This window comes from Peptococcaceae bacterium (genome assembly GCA_024655825.1).
In the GTDB taxonomy this organism is placed as follows: domain Bacteria; phylum Bacillota; class Peptococcia; order DRI-13; family PHAD01; genus JANLFJ01.
Map to the genome: position 1 here is coordinate 20,363 of JANLFJ010000015.1, position 18,967 is coordinate 39,329.

An 18,967-nucleotide genomic window follows, 5' to 3' on the forward strand; every position below is an offset into this window, starting at 1 on the left:
GGGCCAAAAAACAAAAAGGCCCGGCTTATACCCGGAGCCCGGAACCTATTTAAAACAACCTCATTTTTCGATCATTTCACTTTTGCCCGTATTTTTCATCCGCCCATTGCTTCAGGCTGCGGCATTCATCCGGCGAAAGCAGCCTGGCCTCGCCTATATTTCTGACCAGGTAAGCAATCCTGGCGCCTTCCTCCACCACTACTGCATTGGCATAAGCCGCCTCAAGATCAGGCCCGACAGCAAGCAGGCCATGATTTGCCAGCAGCACGGCATACCTGTCTCCCAGGGAGCCGGCAGCGATTTCTCCCAGCTCTACGGTCCCCATAGGGCGGTAGGGAGCTGTTTTTACAACTTCCTCCCCAACCAGCGCCGCCAGTTCGGCAACAAGAACAGGAAGGACAGTCTTACAGGAGGCCCAGGCCGTGGCATACGGCGAATGGGTATGACAAATGCCAAAAACGTCGGGCCTTTTCCGGTATACAGCAAGGTGCATGGGCGTTTCCGCCGAAGGCTTCCTGGAACCCTGGATAACGTTCCTTTCCAGGTCTACCACGACAATGTCCCCGGGAACCAGCTCCCTGTAATCCAGCCCCGATGGAGTTATGCAAACATATCCCGTCTCCCTGTCCCGCAGGCTGAAGTTGCCGAATGTCAGGGCAACCAGACCGGACTCCCTGGCTTTTTGGGCAATTGATATTACCTTTTTACGCTGTTCTTCCAAAACCACCTTAACCAAGACCGGCCTCTACCTGTCGAAATAGATGCTTTTACCAGTAACCGAGACCGGTATGCCCACGGCCAGCTCGCCTTCAATCAAGCCGAGTTTCCTGGCCGCAACCCCCACGCGGTACATGATCCGGTTGTCCAGGTTGAAGATGCTGGCCGTTTTGGCGGCAGAACCGAGGGCAATGCCGAGATCCAAGATGCGCCAGGCGCAAAGCGGTCCTTTGAATTCCGGACCTTCAACAGCCTGCAGCTCGACGCATTTTTCCTTGCCGCAGGCCCCGCAGTTGAGACCGGTAGGCTGCGGCGCCGCAAGCGAAAGCAGGAGCACCGCATCCGAGTTCCTCACGTTTTCCCCGTCCCGATCAAAATTCTTCTTATTGCTTTCATTTCCATACTCAACCATCGCCCCGGCCAGTTTTTTCAGATCGTCACCGCTGACTATCTTTATTTGGATAAAGTCCTTCCCAGCGGCTTTGGGGGCTGTCCTGGCGGCGATCGCCATGAACTCCGCCGCCTTTAAAAGGGCATCCTTCAAATTCTCTTCCATTTCCATCTCTCCCCTCGCCCGGGAAAATGCCCTTTCCCGGCTTAATCCTGTACTCTTTCTATTATAAAAGAAAAACTACCGCAAGGGTAGTTTTAAAAAAACTGGTTTTTATTCTCCCAGGATCGCCTTCAGGTCGCTTTCCGCTTCCGTTACCGGCATCAACTCGAAATTGTTCACCAAAACCTTCAGCACGTTCGGGGAGATGAAAGCCGGCAGCGAAGGACCCAGGCGTATTTTCCTGATTCCCAAATAAAGCAGCGTCAGGAGGATGGCCACGGCCTTTTGCTCGTACCAGGAAAGGACGAGCGAAAGCGGCAGTTCGTTAATCCCGCACTGGAAAACCCCGGCAAGTGCTTCCGCGATCTTGATCGCCGAATAGGCGTCGTTGCACTGGCCGATGTCCAGCAGCTCCATGCAGCGAAGGTTAATCTTGCCCAGTTCCATCGCCATCCTGGACCTGCGAGCCATTGAAGACCTGGCCTTTTAAGCGTTTTGCGGCAAAAACAGTTTAACGCGGCGGCATTTTTCTTGACAGCGGGGAGAACGATGTATTAGTTTAGTATATATAATGCCGGCAGCATCCAAAGGAGAGAATATCAAATGTCCAAGACGAGCGTCTATGATACACTGCAGGAAAGAGGCTACATCGAGCAGGCCACCCACGAAGAAGAAATAAAGGACCTCCTCGCCCGCGAACCCGTAACGTTTTACATCGGTTTCGATCCCACCGCCGACAGCCTGCACGTGGGTCATTTCATTCAAATCATGGTCATGATGCACATGCAAAAAGCCGGGCACAAGCCCATCGCCCTCCTGGGAGGCGGGACGGCTATGGTGGGCGACCCTTCCGGCAGGACCGACATGCGTAAAATGCTGACCCTCGAACAGATCAACCGCAATGCGGAATCGTTTAAAAAACAGTTTTCCCGCTTCATCGATTTCAGCGAAGGCAAAGCAATCATGGTCAACAACGCCGACTGGCTGCTTGAATTAAGATATGTGGAATTCCTCCGGGACATAGGCAAACATTTTTCCGTCAATAAAATGCTGGCGGCGGAGTGTTTCAAAAACAGGCTGGAAAAAGGGCTCTCGTTTTTGGAATTCAACTACATGCTGATGCAGTCCTATGATTTTCTCGAACTCTACCGTAAATACAACTGCAGGCTGCAAATGGGCGGCAACGACCAGTGGTCCAACATTATTTTCGGTGTAGACCTGATCAGGAGAGAAGAAAACGCCTCCTCTTACGGCCTCACTTTCCGGCTGCTCACAACCAGCGAGGGTAAAAAAATGGGTAAAACAGAATCCGGCGCGGTGTGGCTGGACCCTCAAAAAACGAAACCTTATGACTTTTACCAGTACTGGCGCAATGTGGATGACCCGGATGTCAAAAACTGCCTGGCCCTGCTTACCTTTCTCCCCATGGAGGAAGTGAACCGCCTGGGCAGCCTGCCGGGCGAAAAAATAAACGAAGCCAAGGAGGCCCTGGCTTACGAAGTGACAAAACTTGTCCACGGCGAAGAGGAAGCCCGCAGCGTCCAAAAAGGCGCCAGGGCCCTCTTCGGCAGCGCGAATCCCGGCAGCGGCTCCGTGCCCTTTACGGAAGTGCCAAAGGACCGCCTGGAAAAAGGTCTTGATGTCCTCGCCCTGCTCCTGGAAACCGGCCTGGCTTCCTCCAAGAGCGAAGGGCGGCGGCTGGTCGAACAGGGAGGCATTTACATCGGCAAAGAAAGGATCGACGATTTCAACCGCCCGGTTACCCTGGCCGATTTCTCCGAAAACAGGCTTCTTTTGCGAAAAGGCAAGAAAGTTTATCACCTGGTCAAGCTGGTTTAACCTGCGCTGTTCCCCGCATCCAGCAATCCATGTATACAATATTTTTCGCTCAACCACTTGTTTTTTGTATTGATTCATGTTAACATTAAAACATGAATTGCGGTATTGTTGGGGGATTGCGTTAATGTATACAATAATACAGCAGGATAAAAAACCCGACTATGAAATAATGGAAGAGATCATTTCGGATACCGAGCGGGCTCTAACCAGCGAATACTAACCTGCCGCCAGGCAAAATGCCCGCTGATCCCTATTTAATGATAAAACTCCAGGCCATCCGCCTGGAGTTTGCTTTTGTGGGCCAATCATTCAACGAGCCGTTCAGTCTATTACAGTTCTTCCTTGATGAATTGAATTATTTCATCTTTTGATGGTATGCTCCCGTAAACCTTTGGGTTGCCGTTTATGGTCAGGCACGGCGTTGTCACAATGCCGGCTTCCCTGATTTCGCCGGGATCGCTTACCACATCCACATACGCTATCACGTCAAGGACGGCCAGCGCCCTGATAACGTCCCTTTCGATACGGTTACATATTTTCTCCTCCTTAGCGTAAATCCTAATGTCCACAGTTTACCCTCCAATTGTTATTTCATTCAACTATTGTGATTACTTCTTCTATAGGCTTCCGGCCTCGCGTGGCCGGGACGATTTCCGCCCTGCCGATCGGGACTAAAGCCGCCAGGGAACGTGGACCCGTGACACCCAGAAAAGCTTCCAGCTCTGGCCGGGCCACGCAGGGACCTGTCATCCAGCAGCTGCCGTATCCTTTTTCCCAGGCTGCCAGGAGCAGGTTCTGGATAACCGCCCCGATGCTCTGCAAATCAGGCCGCGAACGAAGTTCATCGATTTCTCTGTCGCTGAGGCCGCTTTCTTTCAACATCTGGTCAACCTTGGAGCGGTACGGCCTTGTCGTTACGGCGATAACCACCGGGGCCTGCGAAAAAAAAGTCGCCGTCTTTATCACAGGCTTGACCTGTTCCGCCGTCAAACCAACAGCAGCAGCCAATCTCTCCAGGCGGTTCGTAATGATTTCGGCCATTTGCTCTTTCTTTTTCTCGTTCGTGATGATCATGAAGTGCCACATCTGCTCATTCCCGGCATTCGGCGCCTCAACGGCCGCGGCAATGATCTCCTTGATATCTTCCATGCTCACCGGATCAGGCTTAAACCTGCGGATACTGCGCCTCTGGGTCACAAGTTCCCTGAATTCCATAAACTGTACTCCCTTCTAAATATTAATTAATTCTTCCGATTTCACGAACCCAGCCATAAGGGTCTTCGGCCAGCCCGTACTGGATGTCTACCAATCTTTTGTACAGGTTGGCCGTCACCTCGCCGACCTGCTTATTATTGATCGCATACTCTTTCTCCTTATAGCACAAAAGGCCAACCGGGGAAATTACGGCAGCCGTGCCGGTGCCAAACATTTCGGTCAACCTGCCGGAAGCGATGCTTTCCAGAACCTCGTCGATGGTAATCAGCCTTTCCTCCACCCGGTAACCAAGGTCCGGAGACATCTTGAGCACAGAATCCCTGGTTATTCCCGGGAGGATGGACCCGGTTAAGGGCGGCGTAACAAGCACCCCGTCGATCACAAAAAACACGTTGGATGAGCCGACCTCTTCAACATAGCGGTTCTCCTTGGCATCAAGGTAAAGCACCTGGGCAAAGCCTTTTTCCTGGGCTTTCATCCCCGCCAGCAGGCTCGCGCCGTAGTTGCCGCCCGTTTTCACATCGCCCACCCCTCCGACCGAGGCCCGGACAAGCCTGTCTTCGACGTAAATGCCGATAGGGTTAAACCCTTCCTTGTAATAAGGGCCTACAGGCGAAAGAATGATGTAAAACAGGTATTCCTTGGCTGGTTTTACGCCCAGGAAGGCCTCCACTCCCAGCATGGTGGGGCGAATGTACAGAGAGGTGCCGGGGTCCCCTGGAATCCAGTGCTTTTCTTTTATTACCAGTTCCGAAAGAGCCCGCAGGAATTCTTCCTCCGGTATTTCCGGCATATACAGGCGCCGCGCCGAACGGTTCATCCGGCGCGCGTTTTCTTCCGGGCGGAACAGGAGAATACGCCCGTCTTTGGAAAGGTAGGCTTTCAACCCCTCAAATATTTCCTGAGAATAATGGAGCACGCAGGCGGCAGGGTCCAGCATTAATGGCTCATACTTCTTGATCTCCCTGTCGTGCCATCCTTTTCCTTCGCTGTATTTCATGACAAACATGTAGTCGGTGTAATACTTGCCGAAACCAAGTTTTGAGGTGTCATCGTACGGCGGTCTCACTTGCGATACTCCTCCTTTTTAATAAAAAAATCAATTAACCACTATTTAATCTTAAACCAGTTGTAGAACTATTGTAAATACCTTTTAAGATTCTCGATTTCTATCCCGAACTGGTCCAGCGCCCGGCCCACCGTCTGGTGAATGACTTCGTCCAGGTCCTTCGGCCGGGTATAGAAAGCAGGAACCGGCGGCATGATCACTACCCCTAGGCGGGCCAGTTTCAGCATGTTTTCCAGGTGAACCGCGTTTAAAGGCGTCTCCCGCACAATCAGAACCAGCTTCCTTTGCTCCTTGAGCATCACGTCCGCGGCCCGGGTCGGCAGGTCTTCCGCATATCCGCTGGCAATTCCCGACAAAGTCTTCATGCTGCAGGGGACCACGATCATGCCGTCACACCTGAAAGATCCGCTGGAAATCCGGGCGGCCAGGTTTTTTTCATCATAGTTGTAATCCGCCAGGGCTCTGACCTCTTCCACCGTGTACCGGGTTTCCTGCTCGATGATTTCCCTGCCCCACTCGGTTATTACCAGGTGAGTCTCGACCCCTTTTTGTTTGAGCTGTTCCAGCACCCGTATGCCGTAAATCGCTCCCGAAGCGCCGGTAATCGCAACAACCAGTTTCACTTTCCTCGCTCCCTTCAATGCTTCATTCCTGCGACCGCTTCAAGCGCCCCAGGATTTTCCGGCCAATCATGTCCGCGTTTTCGTAAAACTTCATTATTTCTTGACTCGTAGCCTGCTCGATATGAATTCCCGCCGTGACAACCACCACCTGGTTAAGCGCCCGGCAGAGCATTTCCGCAAGGGGCACGGCCAGCTTGTCGTCTTTGTGGTGCAAGAGATTGAACACCGAAGTCGTGCAGCTTATTGTCCCGTCTCCGCTTAAACTTGGTCTTGGCTGGCTCACGGCCACCGTCCCGATATGGGGCTTTTCTCCGCCTCCCAGGTAAATGCTGACTCCGCCGGAACTGTCGATCGCGACAGCCTCCAGGGAGTACCTGCCGTCATCGATCCTCTCGGTAATTATGCCGGCCATGTTTCCTCCTTCACCCTCTTCACCGTTTTACCCTTCCGAGTTGTTAAAAGGTTTTTTATTAATTATACACCCATTATGCCTGTGCAGCGGAAAATAATTGGCGCCGTTCAGGCGCCGTTTAAACAATTTTTTTATTATCCCTATTTCATCTTTCCACCAGGGCGGCAACTCCCTGGCCGCCGCCGATGCAGAGGGTCGCCAGCCCTTTCTTGGCATCCCTCTTTTGCATTTCGTGCAGAAGGGTGACAAGTATCCGCGCCCCGCTCGCGCCGATGGGGTGGCCCAAGGCGATGGCGCCGCCGTTGACGTTAACTATGTCCATGTTGAAGCCAAGGTCCCTGGCCACGGCGATGGATTGGGCGGCAAAGGCCTCGTTGGCCTCGATGAGTTCCACGTCTTCCAGCTTCCAGCCGGCTTTAGCCAGCGCTTTTTTCGTGGCTTCAACCGGCCCGATACCCATTACGGCCGGGTCCACCGCTGCCGAAGCGCCGGCCACAAAACGCGCCATGCCTTTCTTGCCAAGCTCAAGGGCTTTTTCCCTGGAAGCGAGAACCAGCGCGGCCGCGCCGTCATTGATCCCCGAAGCGTTACCGGCGGTAACCGTCCCGTCTTTTTTAAACGCCGGTTTAAGTTTGCCGAGGGCTTCCACAGTCACGCCCGGGCGCGGGAATTCGTCTACGGCAAATTCCGTATACCCGCCTTTGGCCGGCACCATCACCGGCGTGATCTCATCGGCAAAGCGCCTCTCCTTGATCGCTTTTTCCGCCTTGTTCTGGCTGGCTGCGGCAAACTCGTCCTGCTCTTTCCGGGAAATGCCCCAGCGTTCCGCTATGTTCTCGGCGGTTACGCCCATGTGGTAGTCCGACATGGCGCACCACAGCCCGTCAACGATCATGGAATCCATCAATTGCCCGTGCCCCATGCGGTAACCAAAACGCGCCTTGGGCACGAGGTAGGGCGCCTGCGACATGTTTTCCGTACCGCCCGCCACAACCAGGCTGGCATCGCCGGCGGCAATCGCCTGGACCCCGAGGATCACGGCTTTTAGCCCGGAGCCGCAAACCTTGTTGACGGTCATGGACGGCGTGCTGATGGGCAGACCGGCTTTAATCGAGGCCTGGCGGGCCACGTTTTGACCCAGTCCTGCCTGCAGGATGCAGCCCATAATGACTTCGTCCACCATTTCAGGTGTCGCCCCGGCCCTGGCCAGCGCTTCTTTAATGACCAGAGAACCCAGTTCCACCGCCGATACGCCGGCCAAAGAGCCCCCGAAGGAACCAATGGGCGTCCTGACCGCGCTCAGGATCACAACCTCTTTCATATTCTTCCCTCCATATTTTCTTATTGTTCATTCAAAATTCCGCTGTCGGCCCGTTTAAACTTCCATCACTTTCAGGTCCGGCCTGACGATCAATTCAGCTTCCGTGGCTTTCCGCACGTCTTCGGCAGTCAGCCCCGGCGCTACCTCTTTCAACACAAGACCCTCCTTGGTCACTTCAATGACGGCCATTTCGGTGACGATCATATCAACCTGGCCTTTTGCGGTTAGAGGAAGGTTGCATTTTTTCAGGATCTTCGGGCTCCCGTCCTTGGCAGTGTGTTCCATCGCAATGATCACTTTCTTGGCTCCAACCGTCAGGTCCATCGCCCCGCCCATCCCGGGCACCATTTTACCCGGGATCATCCAGTTGGCCAAATTCCCTTCGGCATCCACCTGCAGCGCTCCAAGCACCGTAATGTCGAGGTGGCCGCCGCGGATCAGGGCAAAAGACATTGCGCTGTCGAAGAAAGCCGCGTCTGGAAGTATCGTGACCGGCTGGGCGCCTGCGTTTGTCAGGTCCTTGTCTTCCTGTCCAGGCGGAGGAGTCGGTCCCATGCCTACGAAGCCGTTTTCCGACTGCAGGGTCACCTCCACGCCCGCGGGTAGATAATTGGCTACAAGTGTCGGCATACCGATGCCCAGGTTGGCCAGGTCGCCGTCTTTGAATTCTTTGGCCACTCTTTTCACGATCAGTTCGCGGGGATTCATTTTAAGCACCTCCTTTTTGCTTTGCGCAGCCGCTTTCCGGCGCCGCAATGGCATCAACCAACACATGGGGCGTCATCACTTCATCGGGATCGATTTCGCCCACCTCTACAAGCTGCTCGGCTTCCACAACCACGTAATCGGCGGCCATGGCCATAAGGGGGTTGAAATTCCGGCTGGAATAACGGTAAACCAGGTTGCCCTTTTTATCAGCCTTGTGGGCTTTGATAAAGGCAATGCCGGCCTTAAGGGGCAGTTCCAGCAGGTATTCTTTGCCGTAGACCTCCAGCTTTTTCTTACCCTCTTCAACGATCGTGCCGATACCGGTGGGTGTGAGAATTCCACCCAGCCCCGCTCCTGCCGCGCGGATTCTTTCCGCCAGCGTCCCCTGGGGCACAAGTTCTACCTCCAGTTCGCCGGCGTTCATCTGGCGGCCCGTCTCCGGGTTTGTTCCGATGTGAGAAACGATAACCTTCTTGGCCTGCTTGCTGACCACCAGCTTCCCTATCCCCTTGTCGGGAAAGGCGGTATCGTTGCCGATTACCGTGAGGTTTTTCACCCCTTTTTCCACCAGGGCGTCGACCAGCCTTTCCGGAGCGCCTACACCCAAAAATCCGCCGATCATGATGACATCGCCGTCTTTTACTTTGCCCACGGCTTCCTGCACTGAGATAATCTTGCTCTTGCCCATCTTTAACCTCCTCCGCGTTTTTAAACTCAATAAATGAATCTTCGCCTTGTTTATCCCTCATGCATCAAGTCTATAAATTGTTAATGCAAAGACCGTGCCGAAATTCTCGAAGCCGGTAAAACCCGCTTTATCAAAGGCTGTATAATTCACGCAGTCTAAAAAACCGCGCCGGTGATACGCATTCGCATCGCAAGCGCGGTTAAACAATAGATTTCCGTCCTTTTTAACTAACCTCAATGGATATATGCACATGATGCATTATTGTATCGCTATGATGCGCCATTGCATCAATCGGCGGTTTTCAGGCCGTACTTCCTGGCTTTTCTCACAACTGTCGGCTGGCTTATGCCCAGCAAAGACGCCGCCTTGCGCGTGCTGCCCTGGCTTTCCAGGGCCTTGGCGATCAGTTCCCTCTCCACCCTGGCCACGGCTTCTTCCAGCAGCATCTGTTTATCCCCGCCGGCAGCAGGTGTTTCCCTCTCTCTTTTTTCCGTCAAGCTCTTCAAGTGGTCCCTGGTAATGACATCATCATTGATGATTACCACTACCCGCTCCAGGAGGTTCCTCAGCTCGCGCACGTTTCCCGGCCAATCATACCTGGAAAGCGTCTCCAGGGCGGAATGATCCAGCTGCTTTTTCCTGTTGTATTTGCTGTTGTAAAAGTCCAGGTAATGCTTGGCCAGAAGGGTGATATCCTCCCGCCTTTCCCTGAGCGGCGGGATATAAATGGGAATGACATTCAACCGGTAATACAGGTCCTCCCTGAATTTCCCTTTCTTCACCAGTTCCGCAAGGTTTTGGTTGGTGGCGGCGATGATCCGCAGGTCCAGCTTCTGCGGCCTTGTCCCCCCAATCCTCGTAATCTCTTTTTCCTGGATCACCCGCAGCAGCTTTGCCTGCAGGCTTAAAGGCAGGTCGCCAACTTCATCCAGCAAAATAGTGCCTGTATCGGCAAGTTCAAACATGCCCGGCTTGCCCCTGTTCTGCGCGCCGGTGAAGGCCCCTTTCTCGTAGCCGAACAGCTCGGACTCCAGCAGGCTTTCAGGTATAGCCGCGCAGTTGACTTTGATAAACGGCCCGTCCTTTCGCGGGCTTTCTTTATGGATCCACAGGGCAATGACGTCCTTGCCCACCCCCGTCTCTCCCAGCAGCAATACATTGGCATCGACCTGCGAGGCCCTGTAAGCGAGTTCCATGACCAGCTTGATTTCCCTGCTTTGTCCTATAACTTCCGATTTTTCCAGCTGCTGCTGCCGCAAGTGGGCCAGCTCCAGGTGGTATTTTCTCGTCAGCTCTTCCGTTTTTTCCAGCTTTTCCTTCAGGTTAATCAATTCCGTAATGTCCCTGACCGTCGTCACCACGCAAATGATTTCGCCGTTCTCGTTAAAAATGGGGTTCCCGGTGATCAGGCACCTCTTGCTCCCTTTGATGGTGTGCATGATGGTCACAGGCTCTTTCTTCTCCAGGACGATGAGCGTCACCGACTGGGAGTAGTAGCCCTTTTCCACCAGGTCTTTCATGTGCCAGCCGATCACCTCTTCAGGCTTGATGCCTGTGATCCTGGTATATGATTTGTTGATCCTGGTCGTGTAACCTTTGCCGTCCGTAATGTACAGGCCCTCGTAAACCGAGTCGATTATGGCATCAAGCTCCTTGTTCAAGGCCTGGGAAGCCTTCAGTTCGCTGGCAATCGCTTCCAGATCGGAGATGTCCTGCAAAACGGCGACAGCCCCCGTCACCTTGCCGTCTTTAATTATGGGAGACCTGTTGGTGATAGCCGTCACCGGCCCGAACTGGATCTTTTTACTGTAGCGGCACTCCCCGGTGCGCAGCACTTCCAGCAGGCCGCTCTGGGGTATTATGTCCATCACAAACCTGCCCACCGCCTTGCGCGCTTTAATGCCGGTTATCCTTTCCGCGGCGGGATTCCAGTTCGTTATGATGCCTTGCGAGTCAACGGCGATAATTGCGTTGTACAGCGATTCCAGGATGACCTTGAGCTTGTCGTGAGACTGTTCCATATCCCGGTAAAACGTCTCCATCAGGTCCGTGCGCGTGATTATGCCCGTTATTTTGTTTTTCTCATCAACGACGGGCATCCTCCCCACCTTCGCCTGGCAGACCTCGTGGAACGGTGTATCCACCCGCGCGGTAATCACTTCTTGTTTCATCAGCTGCTTTACCGGCGTGGTGTTGGGCAGTCCCCCGGCCACCACGTCCATCAGGTGTCCCTTGGTGAACAGGCCGATCACCCTTCCCTCGTCGTCAACCACCGGCGCCCCGTCAATCATCCTTTTGCGGAATTCTGCCGCCGCGCGCCCGACAGGGTCCTCGGCCTTGAGACAGAATGGTTGGGGCGTCATGAAATCCCCGGCCTTTTTCATCGAGCCTCGCCTCCCTGGCAGGATCATGCCTGTAGATTGTATTTCTTCTTCTTGCGCACCAGGGTGGAAAGGTCGATTCCCAGGGCCCTGGCCGCCTTGCGCATAGAACCGCACACCGTTAACGCTCTTTTGATAACCTCGCCTTCCACCCGGCTCTGGATCTCCTTTAAGTCGAACGTATCCAAATCAACGGGCAAAACGCCTGGTTCCTTTTCCACCGCTTTTTTGATGTGGCTGGGGATACACTTTTCGTCTATTGTCTCCCCGTCTGCCAGAACAATCATCCGTTCCACCAGGTTTTTGAGTTCGCGCACATTGCCCGGCCAGTCATACCTGGTGAGGGTCTCCAGCGCCTGCGGCGAAATCTTTTTCTGAAAGCCGAACCGGTCATTGTTAACTTCTAAGAAATGGAATACCAGGGGAACGATGTCCTCTTTCCGCTCGCGCAGCGGTGGAATATGCACGGGAATCACGTTCAGGCGGTAGAAGAGGTCCTGGCGAAAACGGTTTTCACGGACCATCTTTTCGAGATCGCTGTTGGTGGCGGCAATGATGCGCGTATCGATGTTGACCGTCCTGGTCCCCCCCAAGCGGTAAACCTGGTTTCTCTGCAGAACATCAAGGAGTTTAACCTGCGTGGAATGAGGCATGGCGCCGATCTCATCAAGAAAGAGCGTCCCGTCGTTGGCCAGTTCAAACAAGCCTCTTTTCCCGCCTTTGGCCGCCCCGGTAAAGGCGCCCGGCTCATAACCGAAAAGCTCTGACTCCAGCAGGTTTTCCGGGATCGCGCTGCAGTTGATCTGGATGAACGGTCGCGAAGAAGAAGGATCAGCCGCCTCATGGATGTAGCGGGCCAGCACGTCCTTGCCCACCCCGGATTCGCCCTGGATCAGCACAGGCGAAGAAACCTGGGAGACCCTCAAGGCCAGCCGCCGGATATTCCGCATGGCAGGGCTTTCCACCACAAACCTTCCTGACTTTTGCGACTCCCGGTGCATCTGCCACAACTGCTGGCGGTATTCCATATTCAGGTCGCTCGTGCTTTTTAATTCCTCCCGCAGCTTGAGCAAATCAGTGATGTCGCGAACATTGGAAAAAACCCTGAGCAGCCTTCCCTCGTCGTTGAATACGGGGATGCTGGTGACAAGGGCCGAGACGCCGTTATAATAATCAATCACCTTGGTGACCGGCTTTTTTGTCCTGATCACCTCCGGTGAACAGGCGTCCGGTATTTCATTCTCGGCAACCAGGTCCTGCAGACGGCGTCCCAGTATCTTCTCTCGCTTCAATCCCGATATGCGCAAATAGGCGTCATTGAAATAAATGGCCGCCCCCTCGCTGTCGGTGATAAAAATCCCGTCATATGAGGAGTCAATTATTTTCATTAATAATTCGTTTTCTTCTTTCAAAAACCATTTGTCCACGCCATTCCCGCCTTCGCCAGTTGTCCCCGTATGCACAGCCAAAGCGCTTGTGTGCATTATTGCATACATGCAGGGCCATATGCATCCTGCGTGCGCCGCAATCCTCTTTTATTGTTTTCGCCCTCGCATACGTTTTTCCTTCTGCAGCAAAAAGAAATCCTGAAAAATCCCGTCTGCAGGCGGCCGCAAGGACGGCACGGTTCTCCGTCATCCCGGCACAGTTCTTGCATAATAAATAAGCGCGCCCAATTTCGCGCTCCTGTTATCCAGCACAGGGGAACGGCAAACGAAAAGACCTGCTCGCCACCCGGCGGGTAAAATCCTCCGGCAGGGCAGGTCCGGTTTGCCGAGATGCTGATTCATTTTTATCTTCTCACCTGTATCCCAGTTTGATGGAAATACTGCCGGTAGCAGTTTTAACCAGCCGGGCGAATTCTTCAATTTTTTCATCCGTGATCCTGGTTTTAGGCCCGGAAATGCTGATGGCCGCTATCGCTTCTTTCCGGTGGTTGAATATAGGCGCGGCAATGCAGCGCAGCCCGATCTCTATTTCTTCGTCGTCTATGCTGTATCCTTTTTCCCTTATTGCTTCCAAAGATTTTGCCAGCTCCCCGGGATCGGTAATCGTTTTTTCCGTGAACCTGCCCAAGCCCCTTGCCAGCACTTCCCGGTACAGATTTTCCGGGAAATAGGCCAAAAGCGCCTTGCCGACGCCCGTGCAATGAAGGTTGACGCTCCTGCCGACCTGGGAAATAATGTTGATTGCGCTTGGTCCTTCAACTTTTTCGATATAAACGGCCTCCGCCCGGTTCCGAACAACCAGGTGCACTGTTTCCCTGGTTTTTTCAACCAGATCCTGCAGGTACGGCCTGGCGATCTCTCTCAGTTCCAGCCCCTCTTCATAGACCTGGCCCAGCTGAAATATCTTTAAACCCAGCCGGTATTTTCCGGTGTCGGGGTTTTGCTCCACATAGCCCCTGTTTTGCAGCGTCTTTAGCAGCCCAAAACAGGTGTTTTTTTTCAGGCCGAGCCGTTTGGCTATTTCGGTGACTCCCAGCTCTTTTTCTTTGCCGCTGAACTCTTCCAGGATGTTGAGAGCCCTTTCCACCGATTGAATAGTATGGCCGTTCCTGTGGTTTGATTCCATCCGGCTGGCTATCCCCCTAAATCACATTGAGAAAAGTTTTTACGGAGTTATTATAACACATTCTGAAAATAGTGTTTATGCCTGTATCAAATCGGCGGGATAGTTTGTCAATACTTCGGCGCCGTCCCCCCTTATCCAGATGGTGTCGGTAATGCGGGAACCCCCCGCTCCCGGCCTGTAGATTGAAGGCAGGAGTATATCCACGACCATATTGGCTTGTAACGTATAAGAAAAATTCTTGCCGATCATGGGATAGAATTCGGACTGCCTTAAGCCAATGCCGTGGCCAATGACATCCAGGAAGTCGGCGTCATCAAAGCCCGCTTCATAAATCTCCTGTCTTGCGGCCCTGTCCACTTCGCTGCACGGCACGCCCGGTTTCATAGCGGCGATTCCCGCACGCTGGGCCTTTTTCAAAACCTCATAAACCATTTTTTGTTCTTTTGGAACAGCGCCAACTGCCGCGGTCCTGCACATCTTGGCCGTGTAGCCCTGAACCCTTGCCCCGATATGGATAAGCACTATCTCTCCTTCTTTTACCGTTTTGCTATCAGAAAAGGGGTGCGTAAGCATGGTTTTTTCGCCTGATACTATTTGTATCCTGAAAGGAGTTCCCTGCGAACCTGATTTCATGGCGGCATATTCTGCTTCCGCCGCCAGGTCGATTTCCCTCACTCCCGGCCTGATCGCTCTGACGGCAGCTTTCATTCCCGCAATAACGGCCTGTGAGGCTTTTTTGATCTTGTCAATTTCCTCGCAGTCCTTGACGGCCCGCAGCTTATAGATTATCCCGGATGCGTTGCAAAACTTCCCGGCATCAAAATGTTTTCTTAGCGTGTCGAACACGGCGAACCCGACAAAATATCGTTCAAATCCGATAACCGGGTTTGTATAGCCGAACTCCTTTATGATTTCAATAATAGAACCAGCCAGGGTTTCAGCAGGGAAACGGTAGCCCCTGACTTTTTCCAGGGCGCAGTTGGCCCGCACCCACGGAACGTCCAGGGAGAGCGTCGTGCCTTGCGGGGTTCCTTCCCGGGGAACGACCACAGCCATACACTCCACCTGCTCTATCCCGCCGAAATACAGGAGGTTTTCCCGGTCAACCAGCAGGCAGACATCTATCCCCTCCGCCCGCATTGCTGACTGCAGCTTTTCCATCCTCTTTTTAAACGCCGTTTTATTCACCCCAACTCCCCCTTTAACCTCTTTAGTCTCATTCATCCCGCCGTTTTGCGGCTCAATTCATAGGCCACCTCGATGATCAGGTCTTCCTGCCCGCCCACTGTTTTTCTTTTTCCCAGTTCCACCAGTACGTCCCGGGGGTCTACCTTGAATTTTTCTGCCGCGCGCAGCGTATGAAGCAGGAAACTGCCGTACACGCCAGCCCAGCCCAGGGTCAAAGCGGCCCTGTCGATCGACTGGGGCCTGTGCATGAGGGGTCCAACCACCTCTTCGGCGGCATCCATGATCTTGTAGAGGTTTATTCCTGTTTCCACTTTTATTTTATCGAAAACCGCCGCGAGCACTTCCGTTTGGGCGTTGCCGGCCCCGGCCCCCAGTCCTTTCAACGTTCCGTCGATGAAGGAAGCGCCCGCTTCGTATGCGGCCAGGGAGTTGCCTATGGCCAGTCCCAGGTTGTTGTGGGCGTGATAGCCCACCGGAACCTGCACCGCGCTCCTCACGGCCTCGACGCGGCGCGCCACGTCCTGTGGAACCATAGCTCCGGCGGAATCGGTTATATACACGGCGTCGGCGCCGTAGCTTTCAAAAAGCTTGGCCTGTTCAACCACCTTTTCCACCGGCGCCATGTGCGCCATCATTAAAAAACCGATGGCTTCCAGGCCGAAGGACTTGGCCATCTTGATATGCTGCTCCCCGATATCCGCCTCGGTAACGTGCGTGGCCACGCGCACGACCTTCGCCCCATGCTTGACCGCCACTTCCAGGTCTTTTTTAGTCCCGATGCCGGGTATAAGCAGCACGTCCATTTTTGCCTTTTTCAAGACCGAAGAAACAGCTTTCAAGTAATCTTCGTCCGTCGCCTTGGAGAAACCGTACTGGAACGATGCTCCTCCCAGCCCGTCCCCGTGTCCCACTTCCACGGTATCGACGCCCGCGGAATCCAGGGTCTGGGCGATGGCCGCCATGTCCTCCGGCGACAACTGGTGGCTGACAGCGTGCATTCCATCCCTCAACGTGGTATCAAAAATCCTGACCTTTTTCATTGAACGACCCTCCTTTCCCCGGAACCGCCGGTCTCTTTCGCCAGCAGGCTTGCGGCAATCCTTTCCCCGACGCCCAGGGCGGCAGCCGTAATTATATCAAGATTGCCGGCATACCGGGGCAAATACAGGCCCTCGCCTTCCACCTCGATCATCACCGTCACCTTGTCCCCATCCAGCAGGGGAGGCAGTTTCATGGTATATCCCGGTACGTATTCTTTCACCTTTTCCACCATCTGCGCGACGCTGCGCGCGACAGCCTTCTCGTCGGGACTGGTTACACGGCAGTATATGGTGTTTCTCATCATTATGGGAGGTTCAGCCGGATTCAAAATAATGATCGCTTTGGCCCTCCTGGCTCCGCCAACCTTTACCAGGCTATCCGCCGTGGTCTGGGTGAACTCGTCTATGTTTTGCCGTGTTCCCGGTCCTGCGCTCCGGCTGGAGATGGTGGCCACGATTTCGGCGTATTCCACCCCGCAGGCCGCGTTTACAGCGGCCACAATAGGTACTGTGGCCTGCCCCCCGCAGGTCACCAGGTTCACGTTGACGCTCTCGATGTTGTCCTGCATATTGACAGCCGGGACAAGATACGGCCCAACCGCCGCCGGGGTCAGGTCGACTGCTGTTTTGCCGTGCTGCATAAGAAGCGGCGCATGTTTCAAATGGGCCTTGGCGCTGGTGCAATCAAAGACTATTTTTATTTCCTCGTCTCGCAAAATCGGCTCAATGCCCCCGGTGGAGGTCTTAAGTCCTAGCTGCGCCGCCAGTTTCAAACCTTCCGAATCCCCATAAATGCCTGATACCATCTCCAGCTCAATACTCCTGGCCCTGTTGACAATCTTAAACATCAGGTCCGTCCCGATGTTTCCGGGCCCCAGGATGGCGGCTTTTATCTTTTTCTTCATGTTCGTATCCTCCCCGCATCAATCACTGAATAAAACTTTTACACTCCCCAACCCGCCGAAAGCAGCGATAAACAGGTCGCCCGCCCTGACCTCCAGGGCTTTGGTCAAGGAACCGGAGAGAATTATTTCTCCTTTTTTCAGAGGAACCCCCATCGTGCCCAGCTTATTGGCCAGCCAGGCCACGGCCAAAGCCGGGTGCCCCATAACCGCCGCGCCGGCCGCCGTCTCCACGATAATCCCGTTTTTTTCCAGCACAAGTCCCACATGTTTCAAATTGACCCTGTCCACCGGCACTAGCTGCGAACCCAGTACAATACCGGCGCTGGAAGCATTGTCCGCAATGGTGTCCTGTATTTTGATCTTCCAGTCCTTAATCCTGCTGTCGATAACCTCGAAGGCGGGAATTACTCCTTCCGTGGCCCTGAGAACGTCGGTTAAGGTTATGCCGGGACCCTGCAAATCCTCGCCCAGCACGAAAGCTATTTCCGCCTCGACCTTGGGCTGGAGCAAGGTTCCGGTGCTGACCGGCGCCTCCTCGTCCCAGACCATGCTGTCAAAAAGGTGCCCGTAGTCCGGTTCTCCTACCCCCAAAAACTGCTGCATGGCTTTGCTGGTCAGGCCGATCTTTTTTCCGACAATCCTCTTTCCTTCCCCAACCGCCATTTCAACGTTTTCCAGCTGTATCCTGTACGCTTCTTCGATTGACAGGTCCGGTTTTCTTTCCGTCAGGGCCGGAATGGGCTGTTTCTCCTTCGCCGCCTGCCTTAATTCGGCTGCCAGGCGGCTGATCTCTTCACTTGTCACCCGCAAGTTCCTCCTTTTTTCGTTGTTTTAATGTGTTCCCCGGCCTGCACGGCACCCCGTTTTATCATGCAAGCGCTTTTGCAAAGCTTCGACCAGGAGCCTGGCCAGGTGTTTCTTGTCATAATTCTTTTTAAGCCCGTCTATCAACACCGGGATCGCTGTCCTAACCTCGTCGTGCGGGCCGGGTAAAGCGACCAGCAGGCAGCCGCCGTACGCTCCCACGCCGATTCTCACGCCGTCCTTGACATGCCTGCCCTGGCCCTGGGTGAACTTGACGATATAAGGGGTGGCCGCCTCCGGGTCTAGGCTCTGGATGGCTTCGATGCTAAAATCCTTGTTTTCCGCGCCGACCCCGCCGGTGGTAATGACCACGCCGGAATTGCCCGCGGCCTCGCTCAGCTCGCGCACTATGTCTTCAAGCGCGTCTTTGAGCACGGCCCCTCTTTCCACGATATATCCGGCTTCTTCCATCTTTTTGGAAATATACGGTGTATTGGTATCCTCTATCTGACCCTCGATTATTTCGAAACCGGTAGGAAATACCTTTACCCTGCCTTTCTTCCTGGCGATCATTTCCCGGACGATCCCCTGCGAACGTTCAAGGGCCAGCCTCGCCTCTCCTTCTTCCAGGGCAAGGCAGCCCAGTATCCCCTCGGAATGAATGTCCGTATAAGGAGTGGTCACAACACCTTCTATCTTTTCCATCGCTCGAAGCAGCGCTTCTTTCTTGCCGAAAACCTGCTCTGCTTCCACGGTATCCTGCAAAATATCCACCGCGACCTGGTCGCTGCGCACATCAACCACGACCACTTTTTCCTGCGGCAGCTTCAAGGTATCGGCCACGGCTCCGGCCAGCTTTGTCAGGTTGACGTTTTCAAGCCTGATGCCGGTAATCCTGAGTTCCGTTTTCTCCAACAGATTAAGCTGCAT

Annotated in this window: 19 protein-coding genes and 1 pseudogene; 1 reads left to right on the plus strand and 19 read right to left on the minus strand. The window is 54.0% G+C overall.

The annotated features are described in order from the left end of the window. Positions 1 to 76: 76 nt before the first annotated feature. From NUV48_07395 to NUV48_07405, 3 genes and pseudogenes are all read right to left on the minus strand, one after another. On the minus strand, positions 77 to 727 hold the full coding sequence (locus tag NUV48_07395; protein MCR4441965.1) for a class II aldolase/adducin family protein: 651 nt from the start codon (positions 725 to 727) through the stop codon (positions 77 to 79). An 18-nt stretch (positions 728 to 745) separates the two neighbouring features. After that, positions 746 to 1,273: a DUF2148 domain-containing protein gene (locus NUV48_07400; GenBank protein ID MCR4441966.1), complete on the minus strand. Its 528-nt coding sequence runs from the start codon at positions 1,271 to 1,273 to the stop codon at positions 746 to 748. 108 nt (positions 1,274 to 1,381) lie between these two features. Next, positions 1,382 to 1,681: pseudogene (locus tag NUV48_07405) on the minus strand (hydroxylamine reductase). 192 nt (positions 1,682 to 1,873) lie between these two features. On the opposite strand from NUV48_07405, the gene tyrS reads away from it, so the two are divergent. Further along, positions 1,874 to 3,109, plus strand: a complete 1,236-nt coding sequence (tyrS, locus tag NUV48_07410) for a tyrosine--tRNA ligase (GenBank protein MCR4441967.1) — start codon at positions 1,874 to 1,876, stop codon at positions 3,107 to 3,109. A gap of 329 nt (positions 3,110 to 3,438) precedes the next feature. On the opposite strand, the gene NUV48_07415 is transcribed toward tyrS, so the two are convergent. From NUV48_07415 to NUV48_07490, 16 genes are all read right to left on the minus strand, one after another. Beyond that, entirely contained in the window at positions 3,439 to 3,678 is a 240-nt protein-coding gene (locus NUV48_07415) for a thioredoxin family protein (protein MCR4441968.1), read from the minus strand. A gap of 22 nt (positions 3,679 to 3,700) precedes the next feature. Further along, positions 3,701 to 4,324 (minus strand): nitroreductase family protein, encoded by a 624-nt coding sequence (locus NUV48_07420; protein MCR4441969.1) that lies wholly within the window; start codon positions 4,322 to 4,324, stop codon positions 3,701 to 3,703. 22 nt (positions 4,325 to 4,346) lie between these two features. Beyond that, the gene (locus tag NUV48_07425; GenBank protein MCR4441970.1) at positions 4,347 to 5,393 is read right to left on the minus strand and encodes a branched-chain amino acid aminotransferase; all 1,047 of its coding nucleotides are present in this window, start codon (positions 5,391 to 5,393) and stop codon (positions 4,347 to 4,349) included. A gap of 68 nt (positions 5,394 to 5,461) precedes the next feature. Then, the gene (locus NUV48_07430) at positions 5,462 to 6,016 is read right to left on the minus strand and encodes a UbiX family flavin prenyltransferase (GenBank protein ID MCR4441971.1); all 555 of its coding nucleotides are present in this window, start codon (positions 6,014 to 6,016) and stop codon (positions 5,462 to 5,464) included. A gap of 22 nt (positions 6,017 to 6,038) precedes the next feature. Beyond that, positions 6,039 to 6,428: a hypothetical protein gene (locus tag NUV48_07435; protein MCR4441972.1), complete on the minus strand. Its 390-nt coding sequence runs from the start codon at positions 6,426 to 6,428 to the stop codon at positions 6,039 to 6,041. A 145-nt stretch (positions 6,429 to 6,573) separates the two neighbouring features. Further along, a complete protein-coding gene (locus NUV48_07440) occupies positions 6,574 to 7,749 on the minus strand; it encodes an acetyl-CoA C-acetyltransferase (protein MCR4441973.1) in 1,176 nt (391 codons plus the stop codon). 54 nt (positions 7,750 to 7,803) lie between these two features. Then, positions 7,804 to 8,457, minus strand: a complete 654-nt coding sequence (locus tag NUV48_07445; protein MCR4441974.1) for a CoA transferase subunit B — start codon at positions 8,455 to 8,457, stop codon at positions 7,804 to 7,806. Between the two features lies 1 nt (position 8,458). Further along, the gene (gene atoD, locus NUV48_07450) at positions 8,459 to 9,145 is read right to left on the minus strand and encodes an acetate CoA-transferase subunit alpha (GenBank protein MCR4441975.1); all 687 of its coding nucleotides are present in this window, start codon (positions 9,143 to 9,145) and stop codon (positions 8,459 to 8,461) included. Positions 9,146 to 9,432: 287 nt separating this feature from the next. Further along, complete coding sequence (locus NUV48_07455; protein MCR4441976.1) at positions 9,433 to 11,529, minus strand: sigma 54-interacting transcriptional regulator; 2,097 nt, start codon at positions 11,527 to 11,529, stop codon at positions 9,433 to 9,435. Positions 11,530 to 11,552: 23 nt separating this feature from the next. Continuing rightward, positions 11,553 to 12,953: a sigma 54-interacting transcriptional regulator gene (locus NUV48_07460; GenBank protein MCR4441977.1), complete on the minus strand. Its 1,401-nt coding sequence runs from the start codon at positions 12,951 to 12,953 to the stop codon at positions 11,553 to 11,555. Positions 12,954 to 13,326: 373 nt separating this feature from the next. Further along, on the minus strand, positions 13,327 to 14,100 hold the full coding sequence (locus NUV48_07465; protein MCR4441978.1) for an IclR family transcriptional regulator: 774 nt from the start codon (positions 14,098 to 14,100) through the stop codon (positions 13,327 to 13,329). A gap of 75 nt (positions 14,101 to 14,175) precedes the next feature. Then, positions 14,176 to 15,288, minus strand: coding sequence for a Xaa-Pro peptidase family protein (locus tag NUV48_07470; GenBank protein ID MCR4441979.1), 1,113 nt, complete (start codon positions 15,286 to 15,288; stop codon positions 14,176 to 14,178). Between the two features lie 32 nt (positions 15,289 to 15,320). Further along, positions 15,321 to 16,328, minus strand: a complete 1,008-nt coding sequence (dmpG, locus tag NUV48_07475; GenBank protein ID MCR4441980.1) for a 4-hydroxy-2-oxovalerate aldolase — start codon at positions 16,326 to 16,328, stop codon at positions 15,321 to 15,323. Then, complete coding sequence (locus NUV48_07480) at positions 16,325 to 17,233, minus strand: acetaldehyde dehydrogenase (acetylating) (protein ID MCR4441981.1); 909 nt, start codon at positions 17,231 to 17,233, stop codon at positions 16,325 to 16,327. Before NUV48_07480 ends, dmpG begins: the two co-directional genes overlap by 4 nt. An 18-nt stretch (positions 17,234 to 17,251) precedes the next feature. Continuing rightward, positions 17,252 to 18,037: a fumarylacetoacetate hydrolase family protein gene (locus tag NUV48_07485; GenBank protein MCR4441982.1), complete on the minus strand. Its 786-nt coding sequence runs from the start codon at positions 18,035 to 18,037 to the stop codon at positions 17,252 to 17,254. A 27-nt stretch (positions 18,038 to 18,064) separates the two neighbouring features. Next, positions 18,065 to 18,967 carry a molybdopterin-binding protein gene (locus NUV48_07490; GenBank protein ID MCR4441983.1) on the minus strand — a complete coding sequence of 301 codons (903 nt, stop codon included), beginning with the start codon at positions 18,965 to 18,967 and terminating at the stop codon, positions 18,065 to 18,067.

Coding starts and splice junctions, on each gene's coding strand:
- NUV48_07400 (MCR4441966.1), bottom strand. CDS start 1,273: ATGGAAGAGAATTTGAAGGATGCCCTTTTAAAGGCGGCGGAGTTCATG.
- tyrS (MCR4441967.1), top strand. CDS start 1,874: ATGTCCAAGACGAGCGTCTATGATACACTGCAGGAAAGAGGCTACATC.
- NUV48_07420 (MCR4441969.1), bottom strand. CDS start 4,324: ATGGAATTCAGGGAACTTGTGACCCAGAGGCGCAGTATCCGCAGGTTT.
- NUV48_07435 (MCR4441972.1), bottom strand. CDS start 6,428: ATGGCCGGCATAATTACCGAGAGGATCGATGACGGCAGGTACTCCCTG.
- NUV48_07440 (MCR4441973.1), bottom strand. CDS start 7,749: ATGAAAGAGGTTGTGATCCTGAGCGCGGTCAGGACGCCCATTGGTTCC.
- NUV48_07445 (MCR4441974.1), bottom strand. CDS start 8,457: ATGAATCCCCGCGAACTGATCGTGAAAAGAGTGGCCAAAGAATTCAAA.
- atoD (MCR4441975.1), bottom strand. CDS start 9,145: ATGGGCAAGAGCAAGATTATCTCAGTGCAGGAAGCCGTGGGCAAAGTA.
- NUV48_07455 (MCR4441976.1), bottom strand. CDS start 11,529: ATGAAAAAGGCCGGGGATTTCATGACGCCCCAACCATTCTGTCTCAAG.
- NUV48_07465 (MCR4441978.1), bottom strand. CDS start 14,100: ATGGAATCAAACCACAGGAACGGCCATACTATTCAATCGGTGGAAAGG.
- dmpG (MCR4441980.1), bottom strand. CDS start 16,328: ATGAAAAAGGTCAGGATTTTTGATACCACGTTGAGGGATGGAATGCAC.
- NUV48_07480 (MCR4441981.1), bottom strand. CDS start 17,233: ATGAAGAAAAAGATAAAAGCCGCCATCCTGGGGCCCGGAAACATCGGG.
- NUV48_07490 (MCR4441983.1), bottom strand. CDS start 18,967: ATGCAGCTTAATCTGTTGGAGAAAACGGAACTCAGGATTACCGGCATC.